This is a genomic window from Flavonifractor sp. (assembly GCF_019422385.1).
Taxonomy (GTDB): Bacteria; Bacillota; Clostridia; order Oscillospirales; family Oscillospiraceae; genus Flavonifractor; species Flavonifractor avistercoris.
Map to the genome: position 1 here is coordinate 19,690 of NZ_JAHZDL010000016.1, position 15,987 is coordinate 35,676.

Annotated in this window: 11 protein-coding genes; 2 read left to right on the forward strand and 9 right to left on the reverse strand. The window is 66.8% G+C overall.

The features are described from left to right. Positions 1 to 32: 32 nt before the first annotated feature. Positions 33 to 3,668: a pyruvate:ferredoxin (flavodoxin) oxidoreductase gene (nifJ, locus tag QZ378_RS03890; RefSeq protein ID WP_291257374.1), complete on the reverse strand. Its 3,636-nt coding sequence runs from the start codon at positions 3,666 to 3,668 to the stop codon at positions 33 to 35. Positions 3,669 to 4,067: 399 nt separating this feature from the next. On the opposite strand from nifJ, the gene QZ378_RS03895 reads away from it, so the two are divergent. Both QZ378_RS03895 and thiI read left to right on the forward strand, forming a co-directional pair. Further along, on the forward strand, positions 4,068 to 5,585 hold the full coding sequence (locus QZ378_RS03895; protein WP_291257375.1) for a YifB family Mg chelatase-like AAA ATPase: 1,518 nt from the start codon (positions 4,068 to 4,070) through the stop codon (positions 5,583 to 5,585). Between the two features lie 69 nt (positions 5,586 to 5,654). Then, positions 5,655 to 6,821, forward strand: coding sequence for a tRNA uracil 4-sulfurtransferase ThiI (gene thiI, locus QZ378_RS03900; RefSeq protein ID WP_291257376.1), 1,167 nt, complete (start codon positions 5,655 to 5,657; stop codon positions 6,819 to 6,821). A gap of 52 nt (positions 6,822 to 6,873) precedes the next feature. On the opposite strand, the gene QZ378_RS03905 is transcribed toward thiI, so the two are convergent. From QZ378_RS03905 to infB, 8 genes are all read right to left on the reverse strand, one after another. Next, positions 6,874 to 8,172 (reverse strand): putative ABC transporter permease, encoded by a 1,299-nt coding sequence (locus QZ378_RS03905; RefSeq protein ID WP_291257377.1) that lies wholly within the window; start codon positions 8,170 to 8,172, stop codon positions 6,874 to 6,876. Between the two features lie 50 nt (positions 8,173 to 8,222). Beyond that, a complete protein-coding gene (locus tag QZ378_RS03910; protein WP_191528997.1) occupies positions 8,223 to 9,539 on the reverse strand; it encodes a DUF1576 domain-containing protein in 1,317 nt (438 codons plus the stop codon). A gap of 39 nt (positions 9,540 to 9,578) precedes the next feature. After that, positions 9,579 to 10,496, reverse strand: a complete 918-nt coding sequence (locus QZ378_RS03915) for a bifunctional riboflavin kinase/FAD synthetase (protein ID WP_291257378.1) — start codon at positions 10,494 to 10,496, stop codon at positions 9,579 to 9,581. Positions 10,497 to 10,501: 5 nt separating this feature from the next. Beyond that, entirely contained in the window at positions 10,502 to 11,374 is an 873-nt protein-coding gene (gene truB, locus QZ378_RS03920) for a tRNA pseudouridine(55) synthase TruB (RefSeq protein WP_291257379.1), read from the reverse strand. A 752-nt stretch (positions 11,375 to 12,126) separates the two neighbouring features. Continuing rightward, on the reverse strand, positions 12,127 to 13,077 hold the full coding sequence (locus QZ378_RS03925) for a DHH family phosphoesterase (protein ID WP_191380172.1): 951 nt from the start codon (positions 13,075 to 13,077) through the stop codon (positions 12,127 to 12,129). A 5-nt stretch (positions 13,078 to 13,082) separates the two neighbouring features. Then, positions 13,083 to 13,472, reverse strand: a complete 390-nt coding sequence (gene rbfA / locus QZ378_RS03930) for a 30S ribosome-binding factor RbfA (protein ID WP_191380171.1) — start codon at positions 13,470 to 13,472, stop codon at positions 13,083 to 13,085. A 35-nt stretch (positions 13,473 to 13,507) separates the two neighbouring features. Continuing rightward, positions 13,508 to 13,918 carry a hypothetical protein gene (locus QZ378_RS03935; protein ID WP_291257380.1) on the reverse strand — a complete coding sequence of 137 codons (411 nt, stop codon included), beginning with the start codon at positions 13,916 to 13,918 and terminating at the stop codon, positions 13,508 to 13,510. A 379-nt stretch (positions 13,919 to 14,297) separates the two neighbouring features. Beyond that, positions 14,298 to 15,987: translation initiation factor IF-2 (gene infB / locus QZ378_RS03940; protein WP_291257381.1), on the reverse strand; the 1,690-nt coding region annotated here is incomplete at its 5' end.

Genomic DNA, 15,987 nt, shown 5'->3' on the forward strand with positions numbered 1-15,987 from the left:
GACAGAAGTCCGGGGCCCTTGTGCGAACTTGATTACTTGTACAGCTCGACGAGACGGGTCAGGTGCTCGTAGCGGGCCTTTGCGGCCTCTTCGTTCTCGGCGAAGAGCTCCTTGGCGCGCTCGGGGAAGGCGCGGGTCAGGGAGGAGTAGCGGGCCTCGTTCATCAGGAACTCCTGATAGCCGCCGGCGGGGGCCTTGGAGTCCAGGGTGAAGGGGTTCTTGCCCTCGGCCTTCAGGGCGGGGTTGAACCGGAACAGGTTCCAGTAGCCGCACTCCACGGCCTTCTTCATCTCCATCTGGCAGTTGGCCATGCCGCCCTTGATGGAGTGCATCTCACAGGGGGCGTAGCCGATGACCAGGGAGGGGCCGTGATAGGCCTCGGCCTCGGTGATGGCCTTCAGGGTCTGGTTGGGGTTGGCGCCCATGGCCACCTGGGCCACGTAGACATAGCCGTACTGCATGGCGATCTCCGCCAGGCTCTTCTTGGGCTGGGTCTTGCCGGCGGCCGCAAACTGGGCCACCTGGCCGATGTTGGAGGACTTGGAGGCCTGGCCGCCGGTGTTGGAGTACACCTCGGTGTCAAACACGAAGATGTTTACATCCTCGCCGGAGGCGATGACGTGATCCAGGCCGCCGTAGCCGATGTCGTAGGCCCAGCCGTCGCCGCCGAAGATCCAGATGGACTTCTTGTTCAGGTACTCCTTCTCCTGGAGAATCTCAGCGGCCAGCTTGCAGGCGTCGCAGTCGCAGAACTGCTTGCCGGCGGCCTTCAGCTCCTGGCCGTGGGCGGCCAGCTTGGCATCGGGGCAGGCGCACAGCTCATCCACGGTGCACAGGCCGTCCTCCAGGGCGGCGATGTAGGCCTTGGCGGCCTCGCCGTTGGCCTCACCGTCCTCCATGGTGTCCAGCCACTTCTGGCCGGCCTCCTTGATGGCGGCGGTGCACCAGGACACGTTCAGCAGCTCGCGGGTCTTGGCGGCCAGCCGGTCGCGGATGGCCTTCTGGCCCAGGAACAGGCCCAGGCCGTGCTCGGCGTTGTCCTCAAACAGGGAGTTGGCCCAGGCGGGACCCTTGCCCTCCTTGTTGACGGTGTAGGGAGAGGTGGCAGCCGGACCGCCCCAGATGGAGGAGCAGCCGGTGGCGTTGGTGATGTACATCCGGTCGCCGCACACCTGGGTCACCAGGCGGGCATAGGCGGTCTCGGCACAGCCGGCGCAGGAGCCGGAGAACTCCAGCAGGGGCTGCTTGAACTGGCTGCCCTTGACGGTCTTGGTGTCCTCCATGTCGGCCTTGGGGGCAACCTTGGCCACCATGTAGTCAAACACGGCCTGCTGCTCGGCCTGGGATTCCTGGGGCTTCATCTCCAGGGCCTTGACCGGGCAGGTGCTGACGCACACGGAGCAGCCCATGCAGTCCAGGGGGGAGATGGCGATGGCGAACTTGTACTCGCCCTTGCCCTTGCCGGCCTTGATGTCCACGATCTTGGCGGCGGCGGGGGCGTTCTTGGCCTCCTCCTCGGTGAGGGCGTAGGGACGGATGGTGGCGTGGGGGCAGACGTAGGAGCACTGGTTGCACTGGATGCACTTGCTGGCATCCCACTCGGGCACGGTGACGGCCACGCCGCGCTTCTCATAGGCGGAAGCGCCCTGGCAGAAGGTGCCGTCCTCATGGCCGTTGGCAAAGGCGGACACGGGCAGGCTGTCGCCGTCCATGCGGCCCACGGGCTCCATGATCTCCTTGACCATCTTGACGGTGGCGGGATCGCCCTCCAGGTGCTCGGCCACGGGCTTGTCCTCGGCGGTGGCCCAGGAGGCGGGAACCTCAAACTTGTGGAAGGCGGTGGCGCCGATATCGATGGCCTTGTGGTTCATATCCACCACGTCCTGGCCCTTCTTCAGGTAGGAGTGGGTGGCGGCGTCCTTCATGTAGCCGATGGCCTCGGTCTCGGGCATCACCTTGGCCAGGGCGAAGAAGGCGGACTGCAGGATGGTGTTGGTGCGCTTGCCCATGCCGATCTCGATGGCCAGGTCGATGGCGTTGATGGTATAGACCTGGATGTTATGCTCGGCAATGTAGCGCTTGGCCACGGCGGGCATGTGGTGATCCAGCTCCTCGTCAGACCACTGGCAGTTGATGAGGAACACGCCGCCGTCCTTCACGTCGCGGACCATGGGGAAGCCCTTGACGATGTAGGCGGGCACGTGGCAGGCCACGAAGTCGGCCTTGTTGATATAGTAGGGGGCGCGGATGGGCTCATCGCCGAAGCGCAGGTGGCTGATGGTCACGCCGCCGGTCTTCTTGGAGTCGTACTGGAAGTAGGCCTGCACGTACTTGTCGGTGTGGTCGCCGATGATCTTGATGGAGTTCTTGTTGGCGCCCACGGTGCCGTCGCCGCCCAGACCCCAGAACTTGCACTCGATGGTGCCGGGGGCCGCGGTGTTGGGGGAGGGCTTCTCCTCCAGGGAGGTGAAGGTCACGTCGTCCACGATGCCCACGGTGAACTGGCGCTTGGGAGCGTCCTTGGTCAGCTCCTCATACACGGCGAACACGTTGCTGGGCGGGGTGTCCTTGGAGCCCAGGCCGTAGCGGCCGCCGATGATGGTGGCCTGCCGGCCGGCGTTGGCGAAGGCGGTGACCACGTCCAGGTACAGGGGATCGCCCTGGGCGCCGGGCTCCTTGGTGCGGTCCAGCACGGCGATCTTGGTGGCGGTGGCGGGAATGGCCTCCAGCAGCTTGTCGGCGCGGAAGGGGCGGTACAGGCGCACCTTCACCAGGCCCACCTTCTCGCCGTGGGCGTTCAGGTAGTCGATGACCTCCTCGGCCACGTCGCAGATGGAGCCCATGGCGATGATCACGCGGTCAGCGTCGGGAGCGCCGTAGTAGTTGAACAGCTGATAGTTGGTGCCCAGCTTGGCGTTGACCTTGCCCATGTACTCCTCGACAATGCCGGGGATGGCGTCGTAGTACTTGTTGGCGGCCTCGCGGTGCTGGAAGAAGATGTCGCCGTTCTCGTGGGAGCCGCGCATGACGGGCCGCTCGGGGTTCAGGGCGCGCTTGCGGAAGGCCTCCACAGCGTCCATGTCCACCATGTCGGCCAGATCCTCGTTGTCCCAGATGGCGATCTTCTGGATCTCGTGGGAGGTGCGGAAGCCGTCAAAGAAGTTCAGGAAGGGGACGCGGCCCTTGATGGCGGCCAGGTGGGCCACGGCGCCCAGATCCATGACCTCCTGGGGGTTGGACTCACACAGCATGGCAAAACCGGTCTGGCGGCAGGCCATGACGTCAGAGTGGTCGCCGAAGATGTTCAGCGCGTGGGTGGCCAGGGTACGGGCGGACACGTGGAACACCGCGGGCAGCAGCTCGCCGGCCAGCTTGTACATGTTGGGGATCATGAGCAGCAGGCCCTGGGACGCGGTGTAGGTGGTGGTCAGCGCGCCGGCGGCCAGGGAGCCGTGGACGGTGCCGGCCGCGCCGGCCTCGGACTGCATCTCAATGACCTTGACGGTAGTGCCGAAGATGTTCTTGCGGCCCTGGGCAGCCCACTGATCCACATTGTCGGCCATGGGGCTGGAGGGGGTGATGGGGTAGATGCCCGCCACCTCGGTGAAGGCGTAGGACACATGGGCGGCGGCGGTGTTGCCGTCCATCGTTTTCAGCTTTCTAGCCATTTGAAACGATTCCTCCTCTTTGTCTGTCGCTCCAGGGCAATGGGAATCCGTCCCCGCCGCCGGTCCGGCCGGGCCCGATTCCCATTACCCTGGCGGTTTTTGCCGCGGCTTACCTGCCGGTAGGCCGTTTAAGCGCCTTCATTGTAACACCATCTTTCCCGTTTGTAAATCCATTCTGCCCTCCAAATTTAATTTTTCTTTTTTGTTCCTGAATTAGAAAAAATGATCCGCTTTTTTGGGGCGTTTTGCGGAAAAACTTTTGATATTAGCTATAACTAACTAAACTAGAAGGGCTAAAATATGCAGTTTATCCACACTCCGCTCTCCCCCCCTTCCACCCCCTTGGCAGGCCCCCTTTTTTCATGCTATACTATAAAAAAAAGGAAGGGCGGCGGTGGCATGCTCTGTGAGGTGCGCTCCCTGGGACTGAGCGGGATTGCGGGCTATGAGGTGAGGGCGGAATGTGATCTGTCCGCCGGCCTGCCCGCCTTTGAGGTGGTGGGCCTGCCCGACGCGGCGGTGAAGGAGGCCCGGGACCGGGTGCGCGCCGCCATCCGCAACTGCGGCTTCCCCTTCCCCGTGTCCCGCATCACGGTGAACCTGGCCCCGGCGGACCGGCGGAAGGTGGGCACGGTGTACGACCTGCCCATGCTGGTGGGCATCCTGGCCGCCGGGGGGCAGCTGCGCCTGGACGGGGAGGACAGCGCCTTTGTGGGGGAGCTGTCCCTGTCCGGCACCCTGCGGCCGGTGGCGGGCATGCTGCCCATGGCCCTGGCCGCCCGGGAGGCGGGGGTGAAGCGGCTGTACGTCCCCGCCCCCTCCGCCGCCGAGGCCACCCTGGCCGGCGGCATGGAGGTCTACCCGGTGGAGAGCGTGGCCGCCCTGGTGGCCCACCTGAGGGGGGAGGAACCCATCGCCCCCGCCGCCCCCTGGATCCCCGGCGCGGACGCCGGCCCCGCTCCCGACTTTGCCGACGTGAAGGGCCAGGAGAGCGCCAAGCGGGCCCTGGAGATCGCCGCCGCCGGGGGCCACAACATCGCCATGGTGGGCCCGCCGGGCTCGGGCAAGTCCATGCTGGCCCGCCGCCTGCCCTCCATCCTGCCGGAGCTGAGCCGCCGGGAGGCCCTGGAGGCCACCGCCGTCCACTCGGTGATGGGCCTCACCAGCGCCGAGCGCCCCCTGCTGGTGCAGCGGCCCTTCCGCGCCCCCCACCACACCATCTCATCCACCGGCATGGCCGGCGGCGGCACCCCCGTGCCCCGGCCGGGGGAGATCTCCCTGGCCCACAACGGGGTGCTCTTCCTGGACGAGCTGCCCGAGTTCCACAAGGACGTGCTGGAGGTGCTCCGCCAGCCCCTGGAGGAGGGGTGGGTCACCATCAGCCGCTCGGCGGGCAGCGAGCGCTTCCCCGCCCGCTTCATGCTGGTGTGCGCCATGAACCCCTGCAAGTGCGGCTGGTACGGCTACGGCAGCCGGTGCCGCTGCTCCCCCAGGGACGTGGAGAAGTACCTGGGCAAGCTGTCCGGCCCCCTGCTGGACCGCATCGACCTCTACGCCGAGGTGCCCCCCCTGGACTTTGACGAGCTCTCCCGCCGGCCGGCGGCGGAGCCATCTTCCGTCATCCGCGCCCGGGTGGAGGCGGCCCGGGCGGTGCAGGCCGCCCGCTTCGGCCCGGACGGCCCGTCCTGCAACGCCCACATGGGCCCGGCGGAGCTGGCGGCGTACTGCGCCCTGGACGCCGACGGCCAGGCCGTCATGAAGGGGGCCTTCCAGCGCATGGGCCTCACCGCCCGGAGCTATGACCGCATCCTCCGGGTGGCCCGCACCATCGCCGATCTGGACGGCGCGGCGGACATCGGCGTGGAGCACCTGGCCGAGGCCGTCCAGTACCGGGAGAGCGCCTATCTGCGCCGATAGGGCCGGGCTGGACAAAAATACCCAAATCGGATATAATAATGAGACTTTTGGAAAGGAATCCGATGCGAGATGAACGAGATTATTCTGCTGAAGCTGGGGGAGCTGGTGCTTAAGGGCCTGAACCGGCGCACCTTTGAAGACCGGCTCATCGCCAACGCCCGCCGCCGGCTCCAGGCCCACGGCAAATTCAAGGTATACACCAAGCAGTCCACCATGTATGTGGAGCCCCAGGACGACAGCTGCGACCTGGATGGCGCGTGGGAGGCCATGAAGCGCCTGTTCGGCGTGGTGGGCCTGTCCCGGGCCCGGGCCTGTGAGAAGGACGCGGACGCCATGCTCCAGACCGCCATCGAGTACCTGGGGGACAAGCTCTCCGCCGCCCACACCTTCAAGGTGGAGTCCAAGCGAGCGGACAAGAGCTTCCCCATGACCTCCATCCAGCTGTCCCAGTATGTGGGGGGCGAGCTGGACGAGAAATACCCCAACCTGAAGGTGGACGTGCGCCATCCGGAGCTGACGGTGCACCTGGAGGTGCGGGACTACGCCGCCTACGTCCACGCCGATCCGGAGCCCGGCGCCGGCGGCCTGCCGGTGGGGGTGGGCGGCCGGGCGGTGAGCCTGCTGTCCGGCGGCATCGACTCCCCGGTGGCCTCCTGGATGATCGCCAAGCGGGGCATCGCCCTGGACATGGTCCATTTCTTCTCCTACCCCTACACCTCCGAGGAGGCCAAGCAGAAGGTGCTGGATCTGGCCAAAATCCTCACCCCCTGGTGCGGACGGCTCACCGTCCACGTGGTGCCCTTCACCGCCATCCAGGAGGAGCTGCGCCGCAGGTGCCCCGAGGAGCTGTTCACCGTCCTCATGCGCCGGTTCATGATGCGCATCGCCGAGCAGGTGGCCCAGCGGTGCGGCGCCGGGGCCATCGTCACCGGCGAGAGCCTGGGCCAGGTGGCCAGCCAGACCATGGACGCCATGCGGGCCACCACCGCCGTCACCACCCTGCCCATCCTCCGGCCGGTGGTGGGCATGGACAAGGAGGAGATCGTCCGCATCGCCCGGAAGATCGGCACCTTTGAGACCTCCATCCTCCCCTACGAGGACTGCTGCACTGTATTCACCCCCCGGCACCCCCGGCTCCACCCCATGCTGGGGGAGCTGGAGGCCGCCGAGGCCGCCCTGGACGTGGACGGCCTGGTGGCCGCTGCGGTGGACGGCATCGAGCGCATCCGCGTGTAACCCACAGAACGAGAGACGCCCCGGGCGGCCGTTGGCCGCCCGGGGCGTCTTGCTAATCCGTCATCTTGGCGTAGGGGTAGATGCGGTACATCACGTCGTCGTTGTAGTGCTCGTCCATCCACACCTGCCAGGGCTGGTCGGCCGGCTCCCCGGCGGCGCGCTGGCTGTACCGGGTCAGGGCCGCGGCGCTGAAGGCCATGTTCACCGCCATGAACACCGTCAGGGCCCACACCAGGAGCTTGCCCGGCCGGGCGGGGATTTTGGCGATCCACCGGGCCAGGACGGGATAGAGCCCCTTGAACCAGGCCACGGCGGCAAAGCCCCAGAAGAAGCAGTAGAGCAGGTTGATCCGCCCGCCCAGGTTGAAGGGGATGGAACTGTAGTCCCAGAACACGGTGCCGAAGGCCAGCTCGGTGAACACGCTGCACAGATACTCGTACAGGCCGCCCAGCAGGGTGCCCGCCACGAAGAAGAAGCTGGCCGAGCGCTCCCGGTACTTGTACAGCAGCAGGGTGGCCGCCGCCAGGGCCAGGCCCCACACGATGCTGAAGGGGCCCCACACCACGCTGGAGCGGCTCATCCACCAGCCCAGGCGGACGCGGCAGAACAGGGTCTCCGCCAGATCGCCGCACACGCCGCCGATGTAGAACAACAGCAGGATGCTGTAGAAGCTGGCACCTTTGGTAAAGGGATTGACCTTGACGGCTTCTTTCCGCCGGACGAAGTCCGCCCGGGGATAGGCCTTTTGGATGCGGCCCTCGGTGTGGCGGAGGATCCACTCCCCCATGCGCACCGACAGGGCGGCCAGGCGGTTGTTGAGCCGCTCCACCGGGGGCAGGACGCTGCGCACCCCCAGCAGGGTGAGCAGGGTGCCCAGCACGTCCGCCGCCAGCACGCACACCAGCACCAGCAGAAGGATCTCCCGCACCAGCGGGGGGATGAGCTCATACAGGGCCAGCAGCAGGGGGTTGCCCCACTGCACGGCGATAAGGCCCAGGGCGCCCCACACCAGGGAGGCGGTGAAGCAGATGTAGCCGTCCAGGTTCCACTTCCGGCCGGAATAGTCCCACCAGCGGGTGTGGGTGGCCTTCTCCAGCAGGTGGCCGGAGATCCACTCCACCACCGTGGCGGCCACGGCGCAGCCCAGGAAGAGGAAGAACCAGCTGCCCCGCAGCTCGGTCAGGCCCTCGGACAGCACCACGGCGGTGAGGCCGTAGGACGCGCACCAGGGGCCGAAGAGGACGCTGCGATCCACATAGCGCCGCTGCCTGACCGCGGCCAGGGCCGTCTCCAGCACCCAGCCCAGGAAGGCGTAGCAGAAGAACAGCCACAGCAGGTTAAACAGAGTCATGGACTCCACCTTTCTCGCGCCGCACAGGGCGCGCGGAGGTCAGCGGCGGCTCACCGCCGCCGGGCGGGCGGGGGGATCTGGGGCTCGTCGTGCTCCATGACGTCGAAGTAGTCCTTGTCCTCCAGCTCCGGCCTGCGGTGGCGGATGGCCTCGGTGAGCAGGGGGTAGAGCACGATGGCCAGCAGGCCGCCGGAATAGCCGTTGTTGTAGAGGTTGACGCCCTCCACCGGGGTGCCGGCGTGGAGCACCACCGAGGAGTGGAGGAAGCCGGCCAGGATGCCGAAGGGCCAGCCGAAGTAGCCCGAGATGGGGGCCAGGGTGGTGCCGAACAGCATGGCCAGCTGCACCGACGGGTTGTTGATGCGCCAGTGCATGCACACGCCTCCGATGACCACGCCCACCATGATGGGCAGGATGTTGCGGGCGTGCTTGCCGAAGGCGGAGAAGCCCATGATGGCGAAGATGCCCCCCAGGGTGGGACCGTTGAGATCCCCGCCGGTGGCCAGGATGAAGAGCATGCCGATGAGGCCGTTGATGCCGGTGTTGAGGAGCACCGGCGCGGCGCCGAACATGCGCAGGTAGTCGCTGGGGGCCCGGCCGGTGGTGAGCAGCAGCCGCCGGTACCCCGCCCAGGCCGCCCAGGCCGGCCGTCCGCACAGGAACAGGCCGGTGAGGATCAGCACGGCGCACAGAACCCCCAGGGCCAGGGCCAGGGGCAGATTGTTGCCCGTAGACCAGTGGCTGGCGATGTTGGGATCCGCCCCCAGGGAGCTCATCACCGGCACCAGGATCATGGCCAGCACGCCGCAGGCAAAGCCCATGTTGTACAGGTTCATGCCGTTCTGGATCTTGTAGGTGTAGGCCGACAGGGGGGGCAGCACAAAGCCGATGAGCACCCCCACCCCGATGCCCCACCACAGGTTGCCGAAGCCGTTGTCGATGGCCACATAGCTGACCACCGGCGCCAGGGCGGTGGCCAGCAGGGCGATGGACACGTACTTGCCGAAGGGCTCCCGCCGCACCTTGGCGTAGAGGAAGGTGCCGGCGATGATGGGCCAGATGTTGGCGATGTTCTTGCCGAAGAGGGCGAAGCCGGCCATGAGGCCCAGCTCCACCATGGTGAAGCCGTTGGGGGCCTCCCTGCACAGCCAGAGCAGCCCCACGCTGATGAGGGTCACCAGGGCGGAATTGACAAAGGCCGCGGAGATGCCGGCGATCTGGATGTAGTCGGTGATGAGCGCGTCCTCCATGAGGATGATGGTGCGGATGCCGGGGATGATCTGGGCCGGATCGCCCAGCATCACCCCCACCGCCGCCAGAAAGACGCAGAAGCAGAGCGAGGCGGGATAGATTTTTGAATACCGCATGCCGTGACCCCTTTCTTCCGGTGGGTGGCTCCGATTGACTTATTGGGCTGCGTTCTGCCGGTCAAAATACTCCTTGGTCTGTTGGGCGTTGTGCATGACCTCCGCCTTCAGGGCCTCCAGGCTGTCGAACTTCCGCTCCCCCCGCAGGCGCTTGTAGAACTCCATGCGGATGGTCTGGCCGTAGAGATCCCCGTGGAAGTCCAGGATGTACCCCTCCACCGTCACCCGGTCGCCGTCGTCCACCGTGGGGCGCACCCCGATGTTGGTCACCGCCGGGCGGCTCTCCCCGTTCTCGAAGTAGACCCGGGTGGCGTACACCCCGTGGGCGGGCACCAGCACGCCGGGCTGGAAGTGGAGGTTCACCGTGGGGAACCCCAGGGTGGAGCCCAGCTTTTTGCCGTGGGCCACCGTGTCCGTCAGGGTGTGGGGGTGGCCCAGGAACTGGTTGGCCCGCTCCATCTCCCCCTGGGCGATGAGGGTGCGGATGTAGGTGGAGGAGATGGTGATGTGATCCTTCTCCACCTTGGGGATGATGTCGCAGCCGATGCCCAGCTGGCCGCACAGCTCCCGCAGCCGCTCCGGGTTGCCCTCCCCCTTGTAGCCGAAGTGGAAGTCGTGGCCCGCCACCAGGTGCACCGCCCCGTGCTCCGCCGCCAGATAGTCGGTGACGAACTCCCGCCAGGGCATGTGCATCATCCGCTCGTCAAAGTGGGCCACGATCACCTCCCGGATGCCGTAGCACCGGCGCATCAGCTCCGCCCGATCCAGGGGGGAGCTGAGCAGGGGCACCGCCGGGGTTTTCAAAATCAGGTTCTCCGGGTGGGTGTCAAAGGTCACCGCCGCCGGCACGGCCCCCAGCTCCAGGGCCTTCTCCCCCACCCGGCGCAGCAGGGCCCCGTGGCCCAGGTGCACGCCGTCGAAGAAGCCCAGGGCAATGACTCGTTTTTCAGTCTGCATTGCGCTTACACCTCGAAAAAGCTCTTGATGGTGGTGGCCGTCCCGCCCGCGCACCGGCCCAGCAGCAGGAACTCCCCGCCGGGGCCGTAGAAGCGGTAGACCCCGTCCGGCACGCCGGCCGGGCAGGGGAAGGGGTTGCCGTTTCTGGCCCTGGACAGGGCCCGGCGGTCGATCTCCACCGCGTCATACCCGCGGAAGCAGCCGTCCACCGGCCGGAGCAGAGCCGCCGGTTCAGGGGCGGCCTGCACCGCCTCCAGCGTCACCGCGTCGGCCAGGGTGAAGCCGGCAGCCCCGGTGCGCCGCAGGGCGGACATGCACCCGCCGCAGCCCAGGGCCCGCCCGATGTCGTGGCACAGGGTGCGCACATAGGTGCCCTTGGAGCACCGCACCCGCAGGGTGTAGGTGTCCGGCCCGGTCTGCTCTCCCGCCTCCAGGGCGTGGATGGTCACCGGCCGGGGAGGCCGCTCCACCTCCTTCCCCGCCCGGGCCAGCTCGTAGAGCTTTTTGCCGTCCCGCTTGATGGCGGAGTACATGGGGGGGATCTGGAGAATATTCCCCCGGAAATGGGCCAGGGCCCCCTCCAGCTCCTCCCGGGTGACGGACACAGGGCGCTTCTCCAGGATTTCGCCGGTGGTATCCTGGGTGTTGGTGACAACGCCCAGTTTTATCTCCGCCAGATATTCCTTTTCGGATTCGCTGGCGAACTCCACCGCCCGGGTGGCCCGGCCGATGAACACCGGCAGTACGCCGGTAGCCATGGGATCCAGGGTGCCGGCGTGGCCCACCCGCTTCTCGTGGAAAATCCCCCGCAGCTTGGCGCACACGTCCATGGAAGTCCAGTCCCGGGGCTTGTCGATGATGATGATTCCGTTTGGCATACGCAGAAGCCTCCCTGTGCGCCAAGCATCGGCGCTTTTGCGTCGTCCGAGCGTTTTCGCCCCGGCGAAAACCTCGCCGCAGGCGGAATTCATTTCCGCCGAGGATGTAATAATCATAGGGTTCCCGCAGACGCGTGCGTCTGTGGGATGCACACGTCCATGGAGGTCCAGTCTCGGGGCTTGTCGATGATGATTCCGTTTGGCATACGCAGAAGCCTCCCTGTGCGCCAAGCATCGGCGCTTTTGCGTCGTCCGAGCGTTTTCGCCCCGGCGAAAACCTCGCCGCAGGCGGAATTCATTTCCGCCGAGGATGTAATAATCATAGGGTTCCCGCAGACGCGTGCGTCTGTGGGATGCACACGTCCATGGAGGTCCAGTCTCGGGGCTTGTCGATGATGATGATTCCGTTTGGCATGGCTGACCTCCGGGTGCGAAAAATAAAGTCTCTGCCGTATGGATGCGCCGCACAGGCGCGCCCTCGGGGGTACTCCGGCAGGTGGATGGCGCGCCGAGGTCGTCGCGCCCCACATCGTCGGCCCAAGCTGCGGATCGTTCGCTTCCGCGTAAACGCGAAAGCTCATTCCCTCCGCTGTGCCTCCTTCTCCCCACACGACCCGCGGCACAGCCGCTGGGCTCGCGCGGGGGCCCCATGAAACGGGCCGGGCTGTTGTCATACCCCCACAGGCGGCGCGCCGGGCCGCCGCGCCCCTGGGGAGTGCGTCAGCGGGAACGCGGGCGGATAATATCCGCCCCTACACCTCCGCCTGTACCTGCCGGATGGCGGCCAAAATGGCGGCCTCGGCCTCGGCCAGGCCGCCGGGCACGGTGCAGCCGGCGGCGGCGGCGTGGCCGCCGCCCCCCAGCAGGGCGCATACCGACGAGGCGTTGAGCCCCGCGCCGGTGCGGACGGACAGCTTGCAGCCGCCCTCCTCCAGCTCCCGGATGGTGACGGAGGTCTCCACCCCCTCGATCTGGCCCAGGAAGGCGGCGATGTCCTCCATGTCCCCCTCCACGGCCCCGGCCTCCTCCATGAGGGACAGGGACACGGGGGCCACGGCGATCTTCCCCCCGTCGTAGCGGTGCATCCGCTCCACGATCAGGCGCTCCACCTGGAGGCGGGGCCAGGTCTTGGTGCGGAAGTGCTTCTTGTTCAGGGGGAACACGTCCAGGCCGGTGTCCATCAGCGCGGCGGCCGTCCGGTGGGTGGCGGCGGTGGTGCTGCTGTACTGGAAGCAGCCGGTGTCGGTGGCGATGGCAACATAGAGCGGGGCGGCCATGTGGGCCGTCACCGGCCCCAGCTCCTTCAGGATGTCGTAGATCAGCTCCCCGCAGGCGGCCCGGCCGGCGTCCAGGCAGGTCTGGCGCGCGAAGAACTCCTGGGAGGGGTGGTGGTCGACGGCCAGGTCAATCCCCCGCTCCAGCCAGGGCCGGCCGGCGTCGGTGAACAGGCTGCGGGCCGCGATGTCCACGCTGACCACCGTGTCCGGCGCGAAGCCCTCCGGGGCCATGAGGCCCTCCAGATAGGGCAGGAAGATGGGGGTGGCCCCGGTGCCTGGGCAGATATGGGCGGTCTTGCCCAGCCCCCGCAGGCCCCGGCACAGCCCGGCGGCGCAGCCGATGGTGTCCCCGTCGGGCCGCTTGTGGGTGAGGATCAGGTAATTGTCGTGTTCCCGCAGGAACGCGGCGGCTTCCGTGACGGTCATGGCGTTCACTCCTCGTCCTCCAGGCGGATGTGCTCGTTGGCCGGGTTGGCGGGCTTTACCACCTCCGGGTCGCGGAGCATGCTCAGAATATGGGCGCCGGTGCCGATGGAGTCGTCCTCCACAAACTGCAGCTCCGGCGTGTAGCGCAGCTGCAGGGCCCGGCCCAGCTCCCGCCGCAGGTAGCCCCCGGCGGACTTGAGGCCCTTGACCACCTCGCCCACGTCGCTCTTGTCCAGCACGCTGACGTAGATCTTGGCGTAGCGCAGGTCGGAGGTGGTGTCCACCGCCGTGATGGACACCAGCCCGTGGACACGGGGATCCTTCACCGTGCGGATGAGGGCGGCCAGCTCCCGCTGGATCTCCTCGTTGATGCGTCCGATGCGATTGCTCGGCATAGCGTTCTCCTTTCCAGGGGGTCTCAGCCCCCGGTCTATCTCTCGATGGTTAAGCAGATCTGGAACTGCTCGTGTAATTGCTTTATGGCATCCAAATCCAGGTCGGCCAGCCTGCCGCCGAAGCGGTGGGGCCGGGTCGGGCCGTCCCCTACCCACAGGCTCCACAGCTCCACGGCCTCGCCGGGGCGCAGGTGCTTTTCCAGATAGGCCCGCAGCTCCGCCGCGTCACCCTCCGTGGCCCGCAGATCCAGCTCATATTGGTATGGCTTCAGCTCCAGGCCCAGGTCTTCCACCGCTTCCCGGTAGTATGTGTGCTCCTGCACGGAAAATCCGTTCGTCTCAATGCTGACCGTGTGCCCGCCGTGGGAGCTGGTCTCAACCCGGCGGATGCCGGAGTCGTACAGGGGCAGGGGCCGGTCGGCGCACAGCAGGGTGACAGCGCTCATAAACTCTCCTTACAAAGACGCACAGGCCCGCCCCCTCCTCAAATGACTTGGGGACGGAACGGGCCTGTATGGGTTTGTGGGTTGGGGCGGGAGGGCGGGCGCACACACAGGTGCGCCCCTGCGGGGAAACGGTGCCCCGCCGCCTTGCATGGACGGGGTAACGGGTCGGCCAGGGGGCCGACCCCTACAGAAATGTTGATAGGCGTGCGTAGGGGCCGCCTTCGGCGGCTGTTACACCTCAATCTGCTCCATCTCGTCGACACAAGCTCCAGATCACTCGCTTCGCCGCAGGCGGCAAAGCTCATTCCTTCCGCTGTGTCTCCTCTCCGAACCGGACCCGCTTCGCTGGGCTCCGGTTCGGGGCCGCCTTCGGCGGCTGTTACACCTCAATCTGCTCCATCAGGTAGGCTTCCACGATGTCGCCCTCTTTGATGTCCTGGAACTTCTCGAAGGTGATGCCGCACTCGTAGCCCTGGGCCACCTCCTTGACGGAGTCCTTGAAGCGCTGGAGGGAGGCGATGGCGCCGTCGTAGATGACGATGTTGTCGCGCAGCAGGCGCATCTGGGCGCCCCGCTGCATCTTGCCCTCGGTGACGTAGCAGCCGGCCACCATGCCCACGCCGGTGATGCGGAACACGTTGCGCACCTCGGCGGTGCCCAGCTCCACTTCCTTGAACTTGGGGGAGAGCATGCCCTTCATGGCGGTCTCGATCTCGTTGATGCAGTCGTAGATGACCCGGTACATGCGCATATCCACCTTGTTCCGCCCGGCGGACTCCTTGGCGTTGTGGTCGGGCCGGACGTTGAAGCCCACGATGATGGCGTTGGAGGTGGTGGCCAGCATGACGTCGGACTCGTTGATGGCGCCCACGGCGCAGTGGATGACCCGCACCCGCACCTCTTCGTTGGACAGCTTCTCCAGGCTGGCCTTGACGGCCTCGGCGGAGCCCTGCACGTCGGCCTTGACGATGACGTTCAGGTTCTTCATCTCGCCGGCCTGGATCTGGCTGAACAGATCCTCCAGGCTCACCTTGCCCACCGGGGCGGAGGAGGCCATCTTCTGCTCGTGCTTGCGCTGCTCGGCCAGCTCGCGGGCCATGCGCTCGTCGGCCACGGCGTGGAAGTCGTCGCCGGCGTCGGGCACCTCGCCCATGCCGATGATCTCCACGGGCACGGAGGGGCCGGCCTCGGTGAGCTTCTCGCCCTTGGCGTCGGTCATGGCGCGGACGCGGCCCACCGCCGTGCCGGCGATGATCACGTCGCCCTGCTTCAGGGTGCCGTTCTGCACCAGCAGGGTGGCCACGGGGCCGCGGCCCTTGTCCAGCCGGGCCTCGATGACGGCGCCGTGGGCGGAGCGGTTGGGGTTGGCCTTCAGCTCCTGCATCTCGGCGGTCAGGTTGACCATCTCCAGCAGGTTGTCGATGCCCTCGCCGGTCTTGGCGGAGATGGGGCAGATGATGGTCTCGCCGCCCCACTCCTCGGGCACCAGCTCGTACTTGGTGAGCTGCTCCTTGATGCGCTCGGGGTTGGCCTCCGGCTTATCCATCTTGTTGATGGCCACAATGATGGGGATGTTGGCGGCCTTGGCGTGGTTGATGGACTCCACGGTCTGGGGCATGATGCCGTCGTCGGCGGCCACCACCAGGATGGCGATGTCGGTGATCATGGCGCCGCGGGCCCGCATGGCGGTGAACGCCTCGTGGCCGGGGGTGTCCAGGAAGGTGATGGTCTTGCCCTGCACCTCCACCTGGTAGGCGCCGATGTGCTGGGTGATGCCGCCGGCCTCGCCGGCGGCCACGTGGGCGTGGCGGATATAGTCCAGCAGGGAGGTCTTGCCGTGGTCGACGTGGCCCATCACCACCACCACGGGGGCCCGGGGCACCAGATCCTCCGGCTTATCCTCGGCGGTGTCGATGAGCTTTTCCTCGATGGTGACGATCACCTCGTGCTCCACCTTGCAGCCCAACTCCTCGGCGATGATGGCGGCGGTGTCGAAGTCGATGATGTCGGACATGGAGGCCATGACGCCGTTCTTCATCAGGGTCTTGACCACCTCGGCGCCGGTCTTC